The sequence below is a fragment of the Pseudomonas flexibilis genome (assembly GCF_000802425.1).
Classification (GTDB): domain Bacteria; phylum Pseudomonadota; class Gammaproteobacteria; order Pseudomonadales; family Pseudomonadaceae; genus Serpens; species Serpens flexibilis.
In genome coordinates this window covers 32,169-50,595 of sequence record NZ_JRUD01000024.1, presented here as the reverse complement: position 1 = coordinate 50,595, position 18,427 = coordinate 32,169, and the positions used below count along the sequence as shown (strand labels likewise).

13 protein-coding genes are annotated in these 18,427 nt (G+C 69.0%); 11 read left to right on the top strand and 2 right to left on the bottom strand.

Annotated elements, in window-relative coordinates:
• Positions 1-264: 264 nt before the first annotated feature.
• From SF06_RS14380 to SF06_RS14365, 4 genes are read left to right on the top strand one after another with little or no spacing between them, the layout of a single operon-like run.
• Positions 265-1,329: an efflux RND transporter periplasmic adaptor subunit gene (locus SF06_RS14380; RefSeq protein WP_169745313.1), complete on the top strand. Its 1,065-nt coding sequence runs from the start codon at positions 265-267 to the stop codon at positions 1,327-1,329.
• Positions 1,322-4,486: an efflux RND transporter permease subunit gene (locus tag SF06_RS14375; protein WP_052199834.1), complete on the top strand. Its 3,165-nt coding sequence runs from the start codon at positions 1,322-1,324 to the stop codon at positions 4,484-4,486. Before SF06_RS14380 ends, SF06_RS14375 begins: the two co-directional genes overlap by 8 nt.
• A complete protein-coding gene (locus tag SF06_RS14370) occupies positions 4,483-5,913 on the top strand; it encodes an efflux transporter outer membrane subunit (RefSeq protein ID WP_052199833.1) in 1,431 nt (476 codons plus the stop codon). Before SF06_RS14375 ends, SF06_RS14370 begins: the two co-directional genes overlap by 4 nt.
• Positions 5,914-5,956: 43 nt before the next feature.
• The gene (locus tag SF06_RS14365) at positions 5,957-6,943 is read left to right on the top strand and encodes a hypothetical protein (RefSeq protein ID WP_139326702.1); all 987 of its coding nucleotides are present in this window, start codon (positions 5,957-5,959) and stop codon (positions 6,941-6,943) included.
• 2 nt (positions 6,944-6,945) lie between these two features.
• Here the strand turns inward: SF06_RS14365 and SF06_RS14360 are convergent, their stop codons facing one another.
• Positions 6,946-7,611, bottom strand: a complete 666-nt coding sequence (locus SF06_RS14360; RefSeq protein WP_039562243.1) for a hypothetical protein — start codon at positions 7,609-7,611, stop codon at positions 6,946-6,948.
• On the bottom strand, positions 7,608-8,429 hold the full coding sequence (locus SF06_RS14355) for a DUF2092 domain-containing protein (protein ID WP_081993447.1): 822 nt from the start codon (positions 8,427-8,429) through the stop codon (positions 7,608-7,610). Before SF06_RS14355 ends, SF06_RS14360 begins: the two co-directional genes overlap by 4 nt.
• 594 nt (positions 8,430-9,023) lie before the next feature.
• Between SF06_RS14355 and mtlD the strand changes: the two genes are divergently transcribed.
• The 7 genes from mtlD to SF06_RS14320 all read left to right on the top strand — a co-directional run bounded on the left by mtlD (position 9,024) and on the right by SF06_RS14320 (position 18,235).
• Positions 9,024-11,177, top strand: coding sequence for a bifunctional mannitol-1-phosphate dehydrogenase/phosphatase (mtlD, locus tag SF06_RS14350; RefSeq protein WP_039562242.1), 2,154 nt, complete (start codon positions 9,024-9,026; stop codon positions 11,175-11,177).
• 92 nt (positions 11,178-11,269) lie between these two features.
• A complete protein-coding gene (ubiU, locus tag SF06_RS14345) occupies positions 11,270-12,265 on the top strand; it encodes a ubiquinone anaerobic biosynthesis protein UbiU (RefSeq protein WP_027591415.1) in 996 nt (331 codons plus the stop codon).
• A 10-nt stretch (positions 12,266-12,275) separates the two neighbouring features.
• Entirely contained in the window at positions 12,276-13,169 is an 894-nt protein-coding gene (locus SF06_RS14340) for a U32 family peptidase (protein WP_039562241.1), read from the top strand.
• Entirely contained in the window at positions 13,163-13,675 is a 513-nt protein-coding gene (gene ubiT / locus SF06_RS14335) for a ubiquinone anaerobic biosynthesis accessory factor UbiT (RefSeq protein WP_324606722.1), read from the top strand. Before SF06_RS14340 ends, ubiT begins: the two co-directional genes overlap by 7 nt.
• A gap of 69 nt (positions 13,676-13,744) precedes the next feature.
• Positions 13,745-14,929, top strand: a complete 1,185-nt coding sequence (cfaB, locus tag SF06_RS14330; RefSeq protein ID WP_039562240.1) for a C17 cyclopropane fatty acid synthase CfaB — start codon at positions 13,745-13,747, stop codon at positions 14,927-14,929.
• A 190-nt stretch (positions 14,930-15,119) separates the two neighbouring features.
• Entirely contained in the window at positions 15,120-16,883 is a 1,764-nt protein-coding gene (locus SF06_RS14325; protein WP_027591411.1) for a sensor histidine kinase, read from the top strand.
• Positions 16,880-18,235, top strand: coding sequence for a sigma-54-dependent transcriptional regulator (locus tag SF06_RS14320; protein ID WP_039562239.1), 1,356 nt, complete (start codon positions 16,880-16,882; stop codon positions 18,233-18,235). The genes SF06_RS14325 and SF06_RS14320 overlap by 4 nt, the downstream gene beginning before the upstream one ends.
• Positions 18,236-18,427: the final 192 nt, after the last annotated feature.

Genomic DNA, 18,427 nt, shown 5'->3' with positions numbered 1-18,427 from the left:
CGCCGGAGCGCAGCACCGCTCCGAGGCCGCGGCTGACAAGCAGGGAGCACCGGGTTTGCAGGGAACAATGCACCTCTCACTGGCGCGCAAGCCAGCAGTGTGAGCGATGACGCTGGAATCGCGCTGAAGCATTGAAGGGGGCATCCCGTGCCAACGTACCGCAATCGACTCTCCTGTCCCGGCCTGGCGCTCGCCCTCCTGGTGGGACTGGGGGGGTGCGATAAGGCGCAGCCCCCGGCCGTGGTCGTGCCGGAAATTCCCTTCGTGACTGTCGCCCCCCGGGACGTGCGCATTCCCCTCGACGTGGTGGGCGAGACCATCGGTTCCGTCGACGTGACCATCCGCGCCCGGGTCGACGGTTTCCTCGAGGGTATCCATTTCAAGGAAGGCACCTTCGTCGAGAAGGGCGCCCTGCTGTACACCATCGATCCTCAGCCCCTGCAGGCCAAGGTGGCGCAGGCCCAGGCGATGCTGGCCCAGACCCGCACGGCCTTGGTCAAGACCCGCTCGGATCTGGCGCGCATCCGCCCGCTGGCCGCGATGAACGCCGTCAGCAAGATTGACCTGGATGCCGCCGTGGCCAACTACGAGGCCGCGCAGAACCAGGAGGCGGCGGCCAAGGCGCAGGTGCAACTGGCGCAGCTGGAATTGGGCTACACGCAGATCCATGCGCCCGAACAGGGGCTGATCGGCCTGTCCCAGGCCGAGGTCGGCGACTATGTCAGCCAGAGCAACAATGGCGGATTGCTGAACGTGATCTCGCGCACCGATCCGATAGGCGTGCGCGTCTCGATCACCGAGCGTGGCTACCTGGAGGCGGTCCGACGCCTGGCGGCATCCGCTGAGCGGGGCAAAGCCGAGGAGCTGCCCCCGCGCACCCTCCAGCTGATCCTCGCCGACGGCAGTCTGTACGACCATCTGGGGACGCCCACCAAGGTCGATCGCAACATCGATCCCACCACCGGCTCGCTGACCATCGAAGCCGAGTTTCCCAATCCCCAGAACCTGCTGCGCCCGGGGATGTTTGCGCGCATCCGCTTCGATGCCGACGCGATCAAGGGCGCCATCCTGTTGCCGCAGCGGGCGATCAGCGAACTGCAGTCGGTCCACCGGGTGTTCGTCATCAAGGCGGACGATACCGTGGAGGTGCGTCAGGTGCGGGTAGGGCCGCGGCTGGGCAGCGACTGGGTGATCGAGTCCGGCCTGCAGGCGGGCGAGCGGGTTGCGGTGGAGGGCTTGTTGCGGCTGCGCCCCGGCATGACCGTGCGCCCACGCCCGGCCGAGAGTGGGGATCTGCCGCCGGTGGCGGAGGGTGGCCGGAATGGGTGAGTTCTTCGTCCGCCGCCCGGTGTTCGCGATGGTGATCTCGATCCTCATCCTGATCATCGGCCTGGTGGCCATGGGGCGCCTGCCCATTGCCCAGTACCCGGACATCACGCCGCCGGAAATCAAGGTCGAAGCCACCTACGACGGCGCCAACGCCGTGAACGTCGAGCAGTCGGTGGCCACGCCCCTGGAGCAGAAGGTCAACGGCGTGGAAAACATGCTGTACATGAAGTCGACCAACGCGGGTAACGGGCAGATGACCCTGTCGGTGGCCTTCGAGGTGGGCTCGGACCAGGACATCTCCAACGTGCTGGTGCAGAACCGCGTGTCGGAAGGCTCCGCGCAGCTGCCCGAGGAAGTCAAACGACGCGGGGTGAAGATCAAGAAGGCGCTGGCCTTCCCGCTGATGCTGGTGACCCTGCGTTCGCCCAATGGCAGCTACGATGCCGACTTCCTGACCAACTACATGTCGATCAACGTGCTCGACGAGGTCTCGCGCATCCAGGGCGTCGGCCAGGTCACCATCTTTGGCGGCTCCGACTATGCCATGCGCATCTGGATCAAGCCGGACCAGCTCAGCCGGCTGGCGCTGACGGTGCCGGACATCGTCAACGCCGTGCAGCAGCAGAACGTGCTCACCCCGGCCGGCAAGCTGGGCGGCCCGCCGGCGGCGCCGGGCACCGAGTTCGCCTACGCCGTGCAGACCCGGGGACGGCTGGAGACCCCGGAGCAGTTCGGCGAGGTGGTGGTGCGCTCCAACCCGGATGGCTCCCAGGTGCTGCTGCGCGACGTGGCGCGCATCGAGCTGGGCGCCGAGACCTATAACCAGATCGGCGCCTTCAATGGCAAGCCGGCGGCCGTGATGGCGGTCTACCAGTTGCCGGAGGCCAACGGCCTGCAGGTGGCCGAGCAGATCCGCACCGCCATGCAGCGGATGCAGGGACGCTTCCCCCAGGACATCGAGTACGTGATCTCGCTGGACACCACCAAGCCGGTGTCCGCCGGCATCGAGGAAATTGTCCGCACGCTGTTCGAGGCCACCGTCATCGTCACCCTCGTGGTGTTCGTGTTCCTGCAGAACTTCCGCGCCACGCTGATCCCCACGCTGGCGGTGCCGGTGGCGCTGATCGGCACCTTCGCGGTGTTTCCGCTGTTGGGTTTCTCCATCAACACCTTCTCGCTGCTCGGCCTGGTGCTGGCCATCGGCATCGTGGTGGATGACGCCATCGTGGTGGTGGAGGGGGTCTCGGAGAAGATGGAGCGGGGCATGGAGCGGCGCCAGGCGACCATCGAGACCATGAAGGAGGTCAGCGGCCCGGTGATCGCCACCGCGCTGTCGCTCACCGCGGTGTTCGTGCCGGTCGCCGCCATGTCCGGCATCACCGGGCGGCTCTATCAACAGTTCGCGATCACCATCGCCATCTCGGTGTGCATTTCGGCGGTGGTCGCGCTGTCGCTGAGTCCGGCGCTGTCCAGCACCCTGCTCAAGCCCCATGAGCATGGCGCCCGCAAGGGCTGGCTGGGGCGGTTCTTCGCCCGCTTCAACCGCGCGCTGGACAAGGTGACGGATCGTTACATCGACCTGACCGCCCGTTTCACCCATCGCCCGCTGCGCGCGCTGCTGGTGCTCGGCGCGCTGGTGGTGGCGCTGCTCCTGCTGTTTCGCGCGGTGCCCGGCGGCTTCGTGCCGGAAGAGGATCAGGCCTACCTGATGGCCAACCTGCAGCTGCCCGACGCCGCCTCGCTGGAACGCACCCACGCCGCGGCCGCCAAGGTCGAGGCCATCCTGGCGGCCGAGCCGGCCATCGAGTCGTACACCACGGTGACCGGTTACAGCTTCCTCTCCGGCGCCTCGTCCACCAACAACGCCTTCGTTTTCATCCAGCTCAAGGACTGGGCCGAGCGCCCGGCCGCCGAGGATCAGGCCACCCGGGTTGCGCAACGGCTCAACGGCCGGCTGGCTGCCATCAACGAGGGCATCGCCATCGCGTTCGGTCCGCCGGCCATTCCGGGCCTGGGCACCGGTTCGGGCTTCTCGATGATGCTGCAGGATCGCAGTGGCAACGCCCCCGACTACCTGGCCGAGCAGGCCCAGGCCTTTATCGAGGCGGCCAGCGCGCGTCCGGAGCTGAGCGGGCTGTACACCACCTACCGGGCCACGGTGCCGCAGATCTTCCTCGACGTGGACACCCAGAAGACCATGAAGCTGGGCGTCGCGCCGGGCGACGTCAACCAGACCCTGGGCGCCTTTCTCGGCGGAGCCTATGTCAACGACTTCAACCGCTTCGGTCGCCTGTACAAGGTGTACGTGCAGGCCGAGACCGGCTACCGGCGCGACCTTGCCGACGCATCGCTGTTCTACGTGCGCAACAGCGGCGGCGAAATGGTGCCGATGAACACCCTGCTGACCAGCGAGGCCACCAGCGGCCCGGAATTCACCTACCGCTTCAACATGTTCCGCGCGGCCGAGATCACCGGCCGGCCGGCGCCGGGCTACACCTCGGCGCAGGCGCTGCAAGCCCTGGAGGAGGTGGCCGCCGCGGTGCTGCCCAGCGACATGTCCTATGCCTGGAACGCCATGTCGTATCAGGAAAAGGCGGCCGAGGGCTCCGGCAGCCTGGTGTTCGTCATGGCGCTGGTGTTCGTCTTCCTGATCCTCGCCGCACAGTACGAAAGCTGGTCGCTGCCCCTGGGCGTGCTGTTCGGCACGCCGATCGCCATCTGCGGGGCGATGTTCGGCCTGTGGGTCGCGCGCTTTTTCAGCGCCAGCTACGAGAACAACGTGTTCGCGCAGATCGGCCTGGTGATGCTCATCGGCCTGGCGGCGAAGAACGCCATCCTCATCGTCGAATTCGCCCGCACGGAAATCGAGCGCGGCAAGGAGCCGGTGGAGGCGGCGCTGGCCGCCGCGCGGCTGCGCTTCCGGCCGATCCTGATGACCTCGTTCGCCTTCATTCTGGGGGTGATACCGCTGATCCTGGCCAGTGGCGCCGGCGCCGAGGCGCGCAAGATCATGGGCATGACCGCCTTCGCCGGCATGCTCACCGCCACCCTGGTGGGCGTCGTGCTGGTGCCCGGTCTGTTCGTGGTCGTCGAGCGCTACCTCACCCGCCGCAAGCACCCGGCCGCCGGCCCGATCGGCGAGGAAGCCGAGCCATGAGCGGCGTTGCGGCGCGCCCCGTGCACATCGTCCTGTTGGCGGGCGGTCTGCTGCTGGGCGGCTGCATGGTCGGGCCGGACTACCAGCGTCCCGCCCTGGACATGCCCTCCAGCTACCGCGAGCCGGCGCCGATCGACGACACCTTCGCCAACCTGCCCTGGTGGGGGCTGTTCGCCGATCCCGCCCTCGACGCGCTGATCGAGGAGGCGCTGGCCAACAACCGCGACCTCGGCGTCGCCCTGGCGCGCATCGAAGAGGCGGCGGCGATCCTGAACGTGGTGCGCGCCAATCAGTTTCCCTTCTTCGACATCCAGGCGGGTGCGGGCCGGACCTCGACCAGCGAGGACGTGCTGGGCGGCGGCGTGACCGACAACAGCTTCAGCCTCGGCGGCGTGGCCTCGTTCGAGGTTGACCTGTGGGGCAAGCTGCGCCGGGCGACCGAGGCGGCGCGGGCGGACCTGCTGAGCACCGAAGCCGCGGCGCGCAACGTCACCATCTCGCTGATCGCCTCGGTGGCCATCAGCTATTTCCAGCTGCTGGACCTGGAGAACCGGCATGGCATCGCCGTTCGCACCCTGGCGTCGCGCGAGGACTCGCTGGGCATCATCCGCGAGCGGTACGGCAAGGGCACGGTGCCCGAGCTGGACGTCAACCAGGCCGAGATCGAGGCCGCCGACGCCGAGGCGTCGGTGGCCGCCTTCGAGCGCGCGGTGCGCGAGACCGAGAACGCCCTGAGCGTGCTGGTCGGCTCGCGACCCCGGGTCATCGCGCGCGGCTCGCCGCTGGCGGCGCAACGCGTGCCGGTCGAGGTGCCGGCCGGCTTGCCGCTGAGCCTGCTGGAGCGGCGTCCGGACATCCTGGCCGCCGAGCAGCAGCTGGCCGCCGAGACCGCGCGCATCGGCATCGCGCGCGCTCAGCGGCTGCCCTCCCTGTCGCTGACCGGCAGTTTCGGCTACGCCAGCCGCGACCTGAGCGACCTGGTCGACAGCGGCAATGAAAGCTGGAACCTCCTCGCCAACCTGTTTGCGCCGATTTTCAACGCCGGGCAGCTCCGGGCGGTGGAGGAGACGCAGCGCCAGCGCGCCGAACAGGCGCGGCTGGGCTATGAGCAGGCTGTCCTGAATGGCCTGCGCGATGTGGATGACTCGCTGACCCGGGTGCGCACGTCGCGCAACGAGCATCTGGCTCGCCAGCGCCAGCTGGCGGCGGCGCGCAACGCGGCGCGGCTGTCGCGGGCACGTTATGACGGCGGCCTGGTCAGCTACCTCGAAGTGCTGGATTCCGAGCGCAGCCTGTTCCAGGCGGAGCTGCTGGAGTCGCAGACCCGCCAGCAGCAGCTGAGCGCGGTGGTGGGCCTGTACCGCGCGCTGGGTGGCGGGTGGCTGGCCGACGCGCCGGGAGGAGACGGGCCGGCGCACAAACGTTGAGGGTGGCTGCGGCGCAGCATTTTCTGCTTCAGGGCCTGCAATGATGAACACGCGCATCCTGCTGGTGATGTGGATGCTTCTGCTGACCGGCTGTGTGTCGGGCCTCCCGCCCGAGGTTGTTGCGCCCGGCACCTGGCGGCAGGTCGATCGCGCCATCCTCGCCGCCTCGCAAGACGCCACCGAGCAGGCCAGCCACTTCGCACGCGATGCCATGCAGGAATGGCGGGAGCGGGTCTACCAGCGCACCGAGGCGGAGTTCATCCCCTGGTTTTCCAGCTACCGGGCCCGCCAGTGGCTGAGTGTGAAGCTGTCCTGGTACCGGCTGGGCGCCGCTGACGAGGAACAGGTCGTCGACCGGTTGGCGTTCTACCTGCAGCAGCAATACCGCAAGCGCGTGCTGGTGCCGGTGGCCAGGGAAACGGATCCTGTCAGGATCAGGGAGCGCACGACGCGCTTCTACCTCTGGCTGATGGGTGAGCTGCTGGCGAGGATTCCCGCGCGCCATGGGGTTCCCGCGGAGCAGTTCGAGCGACGGCTCGAGGCGATTCCCGCCATCACCCTGGCGCCGCCCCCGAACCGGAACGCCTCGCTTGGGCAGCTGATCCGCACCGAGCGTCTCGACAGGCTGCCCGCCTACCGCGCCCTGGCGGCACATGTCCACAAAGCGCCCGCCGCCGCCGTGCTCTGGTCCGAAGATGCCGGCATTTCGTCGGTGGCGACGCAGGCCAGCCGCCAGCTGACGGCCGAACTGGCCACCAGCGGCGTGGCGAGCGCGGTGTCGGCCATGATCGGCCCGGCGGGTGCAGTGCTGTCCCTGGGTGTGATGGGCGTGACGGCGCTGGTGCGAGAAAGCGACCGGGCGGAGCGGGAAGCCCGGTTGCGTGAAAGCCTCGGTGCCGCGTTCGACGCGCAGTGGCGCGCGTGGCTAAGCAGCCGCGACAACGGAGTCATGGCCGGGGTGCATTACCTGGACGACACCCTGCAACGACAGCTGATGCTGCGACAGGATGCGCCCGGCCGCGCTCCGTAGGCTCAGGGAGGTGCCACAGGGACGTACAGCAGGCCGCCTTGTGTGTAGGCCTGGACGTAATAGGTGCTGCCGCAGCGGTAGTAGGTGACGCCGCCCACCAGGCTGGACGCGGGCGAGCAGGGCAGGCGGGTGACGGCCACCGGCGCCGGGGCGCTGGCAGTGGTGATCTCGGTGACTACCACGTCGGGCTGCAGGGCCTCGTTGACCAGCGCGCCTGTGGCTGCGCCAACGACGAAACCCACCGCGGCATCCGAGTGGTCCCAGTCATCATCCCAGTCGATGTCATGGTCGTGATAGTGGTACTGCGGCGGCGGCGGCGGCGGTGTATGCCCTTGCGGCGGCTGCTGGCTGCCTGGCGGCGGGTAGCCACCCGGCAGGCGTTGACTGGTGGGTGGCGACCGGTCCCCGGGCGGCCGCTGCTCGGCCGACGGTGGTTGCGCGGGCCGGGAAACCTCCGGTCGCGTTGCGGCGAGATTGGGAGCGCTGGCGCGGAAGCTGTCCCCCGCCATGCCGCCGCCCCGTGCAGAGAAGGCGCCGGAGGCGGCCACGCCGCCACGGGAAAAGCCCCCACCCCCACGCCCTTGCGCGTTGCTGTCCTGCAGGGCGGGGCCCAGCAGCAACAAGGCAGCGGCCAGACCGGTCAGGCTGGTTCTGGCGAGCGACTTCATGGCTGTTCTCCAGCTGGCGCGCCACTCGACGGGGGCGCGACAGCGGGGGCCACGCTGCCCGGCAGCTCGCTGGCGAAGGGAATCTGCCGGGCGTCGGCGGGCGGCGTGAAGACGAAGGCATCATCGGGAAGCGCTGGCTTCAGGTCCCAATCGCGGAAATCCGCCCGGAACTGCGGCTGCCCCTCGGCGTCCGGATAGGTCAGCACCAGACGCACCGGCAGGGGCGTGTCGCCGTCGCGGACCCACACCTGATAATCGACGCTGTCGGTCCTTCCGGCGAGGTGGTGAACGGTCACGCCGGCCAGGCGGGTTTGCTCCACATAATCGATTTGCCGAGTGCGTCGTTGCAGTTCTTCGCTGGCGTTGCTGACCAGCAGCACCGCAAAGGGCAGGCGCATATCGAGATCACGGATGAAGAACCGGACCGCGTCGTCCACTGTTCCCGGCTGACTGACCTGGGCATAGACGTGGCTCTGTGGGGTGGCGAGGGAGATCTGGTGACCGTTGTAGATGAGTTGGTGGCGCAGGCCGTCGCTTTCCTCAAGATCGACCCGCAGGCGGTCGGGCCGTGCCAGCAGCAGGCGCCGTCTCTCGGCGAACTCGATCTTCTGACCGTCCGCCTGGACCGCGTCATAGCTGCTCTGAATCGCGACGCTGAAGTGCGGCTGGCCGGCCAGGAAACCGGTCATGTCCAGCAGGATGTCCATGGCCTCGTCCGCTTCGGCCTGGACGCTGCCCGGCGTGAAGGGCACCAGGGCGATCAGCGTCAGGCGACCCAGAAACTGGGCGATTGGCGAATGCTTCGGATGCTTGTCCATACGGCCTCGCACGTTCCCCTGCAGGGAATGGCAACGGGGCCTCGGGAGGCCACGTGTTTCACTGTAGTTCGCTCCCGATCCAAGCGTGGCAAAGGCGGGCGTACGGCATCGCCTGCGGCCGAGCCGTGTCGTGGCCAGCCAGGCCTCAGGATCTACGATCATTCTTCGGCGATCTGCGCCCATCCGCCGCGAATGTGTTTTTGGGGGTGAGGTGCGGTAGACTCCCCGGCTGCCATCAATGGCGGCAGATGTTTCATCTGCATTCTTGTTGAGCACCTTGCTCACTCCTTTTCAGTGCGAGACGTACTGTCCTTGGGCGGTTCGCCTAATTCGGCGGCCCTTGCGGGTCGCAATCGAAGGAGGAACTCCGCATCGCTGTCTGCACGCCCATCGTTGCCCGGCGCGCCTTCCACCGGATTGCCCTGCCGGGCCGAGCCGGCTGTGGGACCTGGACAGGTCTTGTCACTACCCTCCCTTTGCGTCACCCCCGTGGTGACGGCCCATCCTCACACCGCCGGCGTCGGGAGGCCCTGCGCGTGCAGGGCCAGCAATCGTCGCGTCCATCGGCGGTGGCTGAAGTCAAGGAGAATCCCTATGAACTTCCATGGACATTTCATCCAGGCGGCGCTGTTCGACATGGACGGCACGATGTTCGATACCGAGCGCCTGCGTTTCCAGACGTTGAGACAAGCCTCCACTGAGCTGTTCGGCGAAGCCATCGATGACCAGGTGCTGCTCGGCTCGCTCGGGCTGAGCGCGCGCAAGGCCGAGGCGCTGGCCAAGTCGCGCTACGGCGCGGACTACCCCTATGCCGAGATCCGCGCCCGCGCCGATGCGCTGGAGCTGGCCCATGTGCGCGCCCATGGCGTACCGGTGAAGGCGGGACTCTACGAGGTCCTGGAGCGCCTGAAGAAAAGCGGGCTGCGCCTGGCGGTGGCGACCTCCAGCCGGCGCGCCATCGCCGAGGAGTACCTGATCAACGCCAACGTGCTGAAATACTTCGACGCCACGGTGTGTGGCGACGAGGTGAGCCAGGGCAAGCCCCATCCCGAGATCTTTCAGACCGCGGTGGCGGCGCTGGGCTGCGCACCGGCACAGTGCCTGGTCTTCGAGGACTCGGAGAACGGACTGCTGTCCGGCGCGGCCTGCGGAGGCCTGCCGATCCTGCTCAAGGACATCAAGGAGCCGGCCCCGGCCATCAAGGCGAAGGCGCTGCGTGCCTACGACAGCCTGGAAGCGTTCCTCGCTGACCTGGCACCCTGCACGCCGCTGCTGCCGGTGCCGGCGCTCACCGATCCCTTTCCGCAGACCCATAACGACCATGTCGCCGCCATCCACGGCTTCGGCGCCATCGGTGGCGGCTACCTGGCGCAGCTGTTCGCCCACTGGGATGGCTATACCCGACCGGCGGAGATCGTCGGCGTGACCAACAACCGACTGCTGCGCGACCTGGTCAACGCCTATGGCAAGTACAGCGTGCATTACCCGGATCAGGCCTTCGAACAGACCATCGACCGAGTGCGCCTGATCGCCGCGGACAATCAGGCGGCCGTGATCGCGCTTTACGAACAGGCCGAGATCGTCGGCCTGAGCCTGCCGGAAGGCGCCATCGCCCAGCAGGCCGGGCTGATCGCCGACGGCCTCATTGCGCGCCGGCGAGCGCGGCGCGGGCCGCTGACCGTGCTGGTGGCCCTGAACAAGGTGGGCGGCGCGGCCTATGTGCGGCGATGCGTCGGCCGGGCGCTGGAGCAGCGTCTGGCGGCCGAAGAGGTGGGCGAGGTGCTGGCGGCGACGATCTTTGCCGAGACCGTGGTCAACCGCATCGTGTCGCGGGTCTCCCGCGAGGCGCTGCTCAAGCAGGTGCGCATCAATGTCGGCAGCTTCTCCGCCGCCGTGCCGAGCGGCAGCTTCGAGACGCTGCCCCGGCAGCCTGGCGCCCTGGGCGTCGAGTCGCTGGTCGCGCTGCTCAGCGAGGCGGCGCAGCTGGATCGGGCGCTGGCAACCCTGAACATCGTGCTCTTCCACAGCGGGCCGGAGATGGCGTTGTACGCCGAGCGCGGCAGCGCCATCCTCGAGCGCCTGCGCCAGGTACGCACGGTGGACGACATCGCCGAGATCCAGGCCATCAAGAACAAGATGCTCAACGGGACCCACGCGATCATCGGCTGGTATTCGGCGCTGCTGGGTTATCGCACCATTGGCCAGGGCATGGGCGACGAACGGGTCAGGCGTCTGGTGCGTCGGCTGCTGGAGCAGGAGATCAAGCCGGCGATGCTGGCGCACAACCCGGCACTGAAGACGCACATCGACACCTTCGTCGAGCGTTTCCTCAAGCGTTGCGAGGAGTCGTTCAAGGACACCTGTGTGCGCGTCGGCCGTGATCCGCGCCGCAAGCTGCAGCGCAAGGAGCGGATCCTCGGCAACATCGAACTGGCCGCCCGCCACGGGATTGCAACGCCGATGCTCGAATTCGGCACCGCCCTGGGCATTGTCTATGCGCTGCGCTATTCCGGCTCGGAAGACAAGGAGTGCCTGTGGATCCGCGACGTCTACGCGCGGCGCCGTTCGGTTGCGGATGTACTGACCGATGCCAGCGACTACCAGGGGCGCGCCTATGCCGGGCTCGATGCGCTGGCGGACCAAGCCCTGATCGCGCGGATCGCCGGCCATGTGGAGCGCTTGCGCGATCCCGCGTCGCCGCACTGGAACTGGCCGTTGGCGAAACAGACCGTCCTCGAACCGGCCTGAGACCCTCGGCACCGTTTGATTGACGACCATCAAGGGTGATTGCGCGACATGCGCCTAAAGTGCGGTCGGTTTACTGCGCTTGAGGTGTTGCCATGCAACTGGTTTGTCCGGCGGGCAGCCTGCCCGCCCTGAAGGCCGCGGTGCGGCAGGGTGCCGATGCGATCTATGTCGGCTTTCGCGATGACACCAATGCCCGCCATTTCGCCGGCCTGAACCTGGACGACAAGCAACTGGATGCCGGCCTGCAGCTGATCCGCAAGGAAGGCCGCCAGCTGTACATCGCCGTCAACACCTACGCCCAGCCCGGCGGCTGGCAACGCTGGCAGGCCGCGGTGGACCGCGCCGCCGACCTGGGCGTCGATGCGCTGATCTGCGCCGACCCCGGCGTGCTGGCCTACGCCAGCAAGCGCCACCCCAACCTCAACCTGCACCTCTCGGTGCAGGGCTCGGCCACCAACCCGGCGGCGCTGGCCCTGTTCCAGCAGCGCTACGGCATCAAGCGCGCGGTGCTGCCGCGCGTGCTGTCGCTGGCGCAGGTCAAGGCGCTGGCGGAGAAGACCACGGTGCCGCTGGAGGTGTTCGCCTTCGGCAGCCTGTGCATCATGGCCGAGGGCCGCTGCCACCTGTCGTCCTACATCACCGGCGAATCGCCCAACCTGTGCGGCGTCTGCTCGCCGGCCAAGGCGGTGCGCTGGGAGCAGGAAGCCCAGGGCCTGAGCTCACGCCTCAACGGCGTGCTCATCGACCGCTACGCCGACGGCGAGGCCGCCGGCTACCCGACCCTGTGCAAGGGCCGCTTCATGGTCAACGGCCAGCGCTTCCACGCCCTGGAAGAACCCACCAGCCTGAACACCCTGGACCTGATCCCGCAGCTCGCCGAGATCGGCATCGCCGCCGTGAAGATCGAAGGCCGCCAGCGCAGCCCGGCCTACGTCGAACAGGTCACCCACGTCTGGCGCGAGGCGCTGGATGCCTATAAGCGGGCGCCGAAGAACTTCGCCGTGCAGTCCGGCTGGCGCGCCGCGCTGGGCGGGCTGTCCGAGGGCAGCCAGACCACCCTGGGCGCCTACCACCGTGCCTGGCAGTGAGGAGAACCGCATGAAACTCAGCCTGGGACCGGTCCTGTTCTACTGGACCCGCGAAACACTGCAGACCTTCTACGCCGACATGCTCCAGCAGCCGCTGGACATCATCTACCTGGGCGAGACCGTCTGCTCCAAGCGCCGCGCCTTCAGCCTTGACGGCTGGCTGGGTCTGGCCCGCGAGCTGCGCGAGGCCGGCTGCCAGGCCGAACTGGTGCTCTCCGGCCTGACCCTGATCGAGGCGGCCAGCGAGCTGTCCAGCCTGCGCCGCCTGTGCAACAACGGCGAGCTGCTGGTGGAGGCCAACGACATCGGCGCGGTGCAGATGCTCAGCGAAAACCGCCTGCCGTTCGTCGCCGGACCGGCCCTGAACATCTACAACGGCCACGCGCTGGCCGAGCTGATCGACCTGGGCATGCGCCGCTGGTGCCCGCCGGTGGAAGTCTCCGGCGCGCTGGTGCACGACAGCCTGCAGCAGCTGGATACGCTGGGCGTGCCGCGTCCGGAAGTGGAGCTGTTCGCCTACGGACACCTGCCGCTGGCCTACTCGGCGCGCTGCTTCACCGCCCGCGCCGAGAACCGCCCCAAGGATGACTGCGAGTTCGTCTGCCAGAACTACCCCGAAGGCATTCCGCTGCTCAGTCAGGAGGGCGAGGCGATGTTCACCATCAACGGCATCCAGACCATGTCGGCCAGGGTCTGCAACCTGCTCGCCGAATACCCGCAGCTGCGCGACAGCGGCGTCGACATCCTGCGCCTGAGCCCGCGCGCCGAGGGCATGGCGGAGATCATTCGCGGCTTCGACGCGGTGCGTGGCGGCGCCCTGCCGCCGCTGGCCATCGACGGCTGCAACGGCTACTGGTACGGCCAGCCCGGCATGCTGCGCGCCGAGGAGGTGGGCCTGTGCTGACCCTGAGCCCGAAACTGGCGCGCCTGGCCCTGAAGGTCGGCGAGCCGCTGCTGCCGCTGAGCCGCCACGTGCCCTTCATCGTCCAGAAGCAGGTGCTGGAGCGCGCGGTGGCGCGCATCTTCGCCGCGCCGCTGGCCGATGGCGCCTTCGACCTGCTCGACGGCCGCTGGCTGCGCCTGGAGGTCAGCGACCTGGGCCTGGCCTGGAATATCACCCGCACCCCGGGCGGGTTGCGGCTGGTGCGTGGCGACAGCGCCGACGTGTGCATTCGCGGGCAATGGAAGGAGTTCCTGCTGCTGGCCAGCCGCCAGGAAGATCCGGACACGCTGTTCTTCCGCCGGCGCCTGGTGATCGAGGGCGACACCGACCTGGGCCTGGCGATCAAGAACCTGCTCGACAGCCTGGATCCGGACGACATGCCAGCCTGGCTGTGGCAGCTGCTGCGCACCCTGGGCGAGGCGGCGAAGGAGGGCGCCCAGCCGGCTCAGCCCGCCGCCAGCCTGTAAACCGCGCGGCGGCGCGCCGCCGCGCTGGTCTACGCTTGAGTTCCAGACCCCCAACGGAGGAACTGGAACATGCAGGCGACTCTCCCCCCGGCCTTGCGCGCGCTGCGCCTGCCGCTGCGTCTGCGGCTCTGGGATGGCCAGCAACTGGAGCTCGGCCCGGACCCGCGCGTGACCCTGGACATCAAGGATCCGGCGCTGCTCGCCCTGCTGGCGAGCCCGCGCCTGGACGCCCTGGCCGGCGCCTATATCGACGGCGGCCTGGACCTGCAGGGGCCGCTGCCCGATGTCATTGCCCTGGCCGACCAGCTCAGCGCTGCCATGGGGGTGGCCGACAGCACCGCGCCGGAGGCGCGCGTGGCCCATGACCGGCAGACCGACGCCGAGGCCATCGCCTACCACTACGACCTGTCCAACGCCTTCTACGCCCTGTGGCTCGATCCGGAGATGGTCTACTCCTGCGCCTATTTCCCGACCGGCACGGAAGACCTGGCCACGGCGCAGCGCGCCAAGCTCGATCACCTGTGCCGCAAGCTGCGCCTGCAGCCGGGCGAGCGACTGCTGGATGTCGGCTGCGGCTGGGGCGGCCTGGCGCGCTTCGCCGCCCGGGAGTACGGCGTCCAGGTCACCGGCATCACCCTGAGTCGCCAGCAGCTGGCGCTGGCCCGCGAGCGGGTCGACGCCGAGGGTCTGGCGGATCGCGTGAGCCTGGAGCTGATGGACTACCGCGACCTGCCCGGGGACGGGCGCTTCGACAAGGTGGTCAGCGTCGGCATGTTCGAGCACGTCGGCCACGCCAACCTGGGGCTGTACTTCCGCCACCTGTTCGACGCGGTGAAGCCGGGCGGCCTGGTGCTCAACCACGGCATCACCTCGCGCTATCCGGATGGCCGGCCGGTCGGCCGCGGCGCCGGCGAGTTCATCGGACGCTACGTGTTCCCCCACGGCGAACTGCCGCACTTGTCCACCGCCATCGCGCAGATGAGCGAGCAGGGGCTGGATGTGGTGGACGTGGAAAGCCTGCGCCTGCACTACGCGCGTACCCTCGAGTTCTGGAGCGGCAACCTCGAGGCGCGGCTGGCGGAAGCCGCGCGGCTGGTCGACGAGAAGACCCTGCGCATCTGGCGCCTGTACCTCGCCGGTTGCGCCTACGGCTTCCGCCACAACTGGATCAACCTGCACCAGATCCTCGCCGTGCGGCCGCTGGCCGACGGTTCGCACAGGTTGCCCTGGAGCCGCACCGACCTGTACGTCTGAGGCACCGAACCGGTAGGAGCGGCCGTAGGAGCGGCTTCAGCCGCGATGCTTGTCGTGCGGTCATGGGCGAAAGCCGGCGGCTGAAGCCGCTCCTACAACAAACGGGCCCCGTGCGACCCGATGGAGGCGTGCTGCACGCGCGCGCCGCCTGGCATACCATGCCGATCCCGTTCGCCTGCCGAGTCGCGTCGTGCCCCGTCTGCGCCGTTCCGTCCTGTTCCACGTCCTGCTGATCCTCTGTGGCGGCCTGCTGTGCGTCTGGCTGGCCGGCCGGCTGGGCGAGCGCAGCGCCTGGGAAGCCCGCAGCCTGGAAGGGCGCGCGCAGCTGGAGCTGTACCGGCAGAATCTGCACACCCTGGTGGAGCGCTTTCGCGCCTTGCCGGCGCTGCTCGCCGAGGACACCGCCGTGCACCGCCTGCTGCGCGATCCGCACAACCCGGCGCTGCGCCAGGCCCTCAACGAGCGGCTGGAGCGCCTCAACCAGGCGGCCGGCTCCAGCGTGCTCTATGTGCTGGACCGCCACGGCCAGACGCTGGCCGCCAGCAACTGGAACGAGCCGAGCAGCTTCGTCGGCCACGACTACCGGTTCCGCCCGTATTTCAGCAACGCGCTGGAGCAGGGCGCCGGGCGCTATTTCGCGGTGGGCGTCACCACCGGCATTCCCGGCTACTTCTTCTCGCGGCGGGTCGAGGATGGCGAGCCGCTCGGCGTGCTGGTGGTCAAGCTGGAGCTCGAGGAGCTGCAGCGCGATTGGGTGGGCCAGCACGGCACCCTGCTGATCAGCGACGACCACGGCGTGGTGATCCTCAGCAACCGGCCCGCCTGGCGCTTCGGCCACCTGCAACCGCTGAGCGGCGAACAGCGAGCGCGCCTGCTGGCCGAGCGCAAGTACGCCGAACAGAACCTGCGTGCACTGCCCAGCGAGACGCGGCTCGCCTTTGACGACGGCGAGCTGCGTCGCCTGCACGGGCCGGACGGTCCGCGCGACTATTTCTGGCAGCACCAGGCGCTGCCCACCGAGGACTGGACCCTGCACCTGCTGCAGGACCCCGCGGTGGTCGCCGACACGGTGCTGGCCTACCGGCTGATCGCCGCCGCCCTGTGGATGACGCTGGCCTTCGGCGCCCTCTACGGGCTGCAGCGCCGGCGCAACCGCCAGCTGCTGCGGCGCAGCCGCGCCGAGCTGGAGCGGCTGGTGGTCGAGCGCACCGAGGAGCTGCGCCGCACCCAGGAGGGCCTGGTGCAGGCCGCCAAGCTGGCCGCGCTCGGGCAGATGTCCGCCGCCCTGGCCCACGAGCTGAACCAGCCGCTGACCGCGCTGCGCATGCAGCTGGGTAGCCTGCAGCTGCTGCAGCGCAGCGGTCGCGCCGCCGACATGGCGGAAGCGCTGGAGCAGGTCGACGCGTTGGTGGCGCGCATGAGCGCGCTGACCGGCCACCTGAAGACCTTCGCCCGCAACAGCCCCGGCGGGCTGCGCGAACAGGTGCGTCTGGCGCCGGTGGTGGAGCGCGCGCTGCAGCTGCTGGCGCCGCGCCTGCGGGGATCGGCGGTGCGCGTGGAGCTGGCGGTGGACCCGCGCGCCGAAGTGCTGGGCGAGGCGATCCGTGTCGAACAGGTGCTGGTCAACCTGCTGGACAACGCCCTGGACGCCTGCGCCGACCAGCCGGCGCCCTGCCTGGCCATCGGCACGCGCCGCGACGGGGAGAGCTGGGCGCTGTCGGTGGCCGACAACGGCGGCGGCATCGATCCGCAGCATCTGCCCCACCTGTTCGATCCCTTCTTCACCACCAAGCCGGTGGGCGAGGGTCTGGGGCTGGGGCTGGCGATTTCCTATGGCATCCTGCGTGACCTGGGCGGCAGCCTGCAGGCTGCCAACGCGGCGCAAGGCGCCATCTTCACCCTGCGGCTGCCGGCGGTGGAGCATATCGGCATGACGGAGAGGCAACGGGCATGAGCACCGAAGTACTGTTCATCGACGACGAGGCGGCCATCCGCCAGGCGGTGCGCCAGTGGCTGGAACTGTCCGGGGTCAGCGTGCGCGTCTGCGCCGGGGTCGCCGAGGCGCTGCCGCTGCTGGGCCGCGACTTTCCCGGCGTGCTGGTCAGCGATGTGCGCATGCCCGGCTGCGACGGCCTGCAGCTGCTCGAGCGCCTGGCGGACATCGACCGCGAGCTGCCGCTGATCCTGGTCACCGGCCACGGCGACGTGAACATGGCGGTGCAGGCCATGCAGCGCGGCGCCTACGACTTCATCGAGAAGCCGTTCAGTCCCGAGCGCCTGCTGGACAGCGTGCGCCGCGCCCTGGATACCCGCCGGCTGGTCATGGAAAACCGCCAGTTGCGCGCCCAGGTGGCCCGCAAGGGGCAGCTGGATAGCCTGCTGCTGGGCGCCTCGCCGGCCATGGTGCAATTGCGCCAGCAGGTGCTGGAGCTGGCCGGCGCGCCAGTCAACGTGCTGATCCGCGGCGAGACCGGCAGCGGCAAGGAATTGGTGGCGCGCAGCCTGCACGATTTCAGCCCGCGCGCCGGGCGTGAGTTCGTCGCCCTCAACTGCGCGGCGATTCCGGAAAGCATTTTCGAGAGCGAGCTGTTCGGCCATGAGAGCGGCGCCTTCACCGGCGCGCAGGGCAAGCGCATCGGGCGCATCGAGCACGCCGACGGCGGCAGCCTGTTCCTCGACGAGATCGAGAGCATGCCGCTGGCCCAGCAGGTCAAGCTGCTGCGGGTGATCCAGGAGCAGAGCCTGGAGCGCCTGGGTTCCAACCGCAGCATCCGCGTCGACGTGCGGGTGATCAGCGCCGCCAAGCCGGACCTGCACGACGAGGTGCGCGCCGGCCGCTTCCGCGAGGATCTGCTCTATCGCCTGAACGTGGCGGAAATCGAAGTGCCGCCGCTGCGCGCGCGGCGCGAGGACATTCCCCTGCTGTTCGACCACTACACCCGCCAGGCCGCCGAGCGGCATGGCCGCGCCGCGCCGCCGCTGCAGCCGGCCGACATGGCGCGGCTGCTGGCCCATGACTGGCCGGGCAACGTGCGCGAGCTGATCAACGCGGCGGAACGCCATGTGCTCGGCCTGGCCAGCCCGGGCCTGGCGCGGGTGCCGGTCAGTCAGTCGCTGGCCGCACAGATGGAGGCCTTCGAGGCGCAGTGCCTGCACCAGGCACTGCAACGCTGTCAGGGCAACATCGCCGAGGTGATGGCCCTGCTGCAGCTGCCGCGGCGCACCCTCAACGAAAAGATGCAGCGTCACGGCTTGCAGCGCAGCCGTTATCTGCCGGCCGGGGTCAGCGATTCGGAGTCGGAATAGGCGGATTCTTGCCGATGTCGGGTCGGCTATGGGCGGATTCCCGCTGGTTCTCTGGCGGCGGGGAACTGGCGACGGCTCGCCAGAGCGCGGCCCATGGGCTTGTCAGCCCTTGCGATGTCGCTGGCACAGGTCCTGCTAGGGTATTGGCAAGCCCCTCGACCGTCGGGTTGATCGGCTTCGCCCCTTGCGGGG

Excerpts from the sequence above, each read along its gene's own strand:
- SF06_RS14375 (WP_052199834.1), top strand. The coding sequence starts at position 1,322 with ATGGGTGAGTTCTTCGTCCGCCGCCCGGTGTTCGCGATGGTGATCTCG.
- SF06_RS14370 (WP_052199833.1), top strand. The coding sequence starts at position 4,483 with ATGAGCGGCGTTGCGGCGCGCCCCGTGCACATCGTCCTGTTGGCGGGC.
- SF06_RS14365 (WP_139326702.1), top strand. The coding sequence starts at position 5,957 with ATGAACACGCGCATCCTGCTGGTGATGTGGATGCTTCTGCTGACCGGC.
- SF06_RS14360 (WP_039562243.1), bottom strand. The coding sequence starts at position 7,611 with ATGAAGTCGCTCGCCAGAACCAGCCTGACCGGTCTGGCCGCTGCCTTG.
- SF06_RS14355 (WP_081993447.1), bottom strand. The coding sequence starts at position 8,429 with ATGGACAAGCATCCGAAGCATTCGCCAATCGCCCAGTTTCTGGGTCGC.
- mtlD (WP_039562242.1), top strand. The coding sequence starts at position 9,024 with ATGAACTTCCATGGACATTTCATCCAGGCGGCGCTGTTCGACATGGAC.
- ubiU (WP_027591415.1), top strand. The coding sequence starts at position 11,270 with ATGCAACTGGTTTGTCCGGCGGGCAGCCTGCCCGCCCTGAAGGCCGCG.
- SF06_RS14340 (WP_039562241.1), top strand. The coding sequence starts at position 12,276 with ATGAAACTCAGCCTGGGACCGGTCCTGTTCTACTGGACCCGCGAAACA.
- cfaB (WP_039562240.1), top strand. The coding sequence starts at position 13,745 with ATGCAGGCGACTCTCCCCCCGGCCTTGCGCGCGCTGCGCCTGCCGCTG.
- SF06_RS14320 (WP_039562239.1), top strand. The coding sequence starts at position 16,880 with ATGAGCACCGAAGTACTGTTCATCGACGACGAGGCGGCCATCCGCCAG.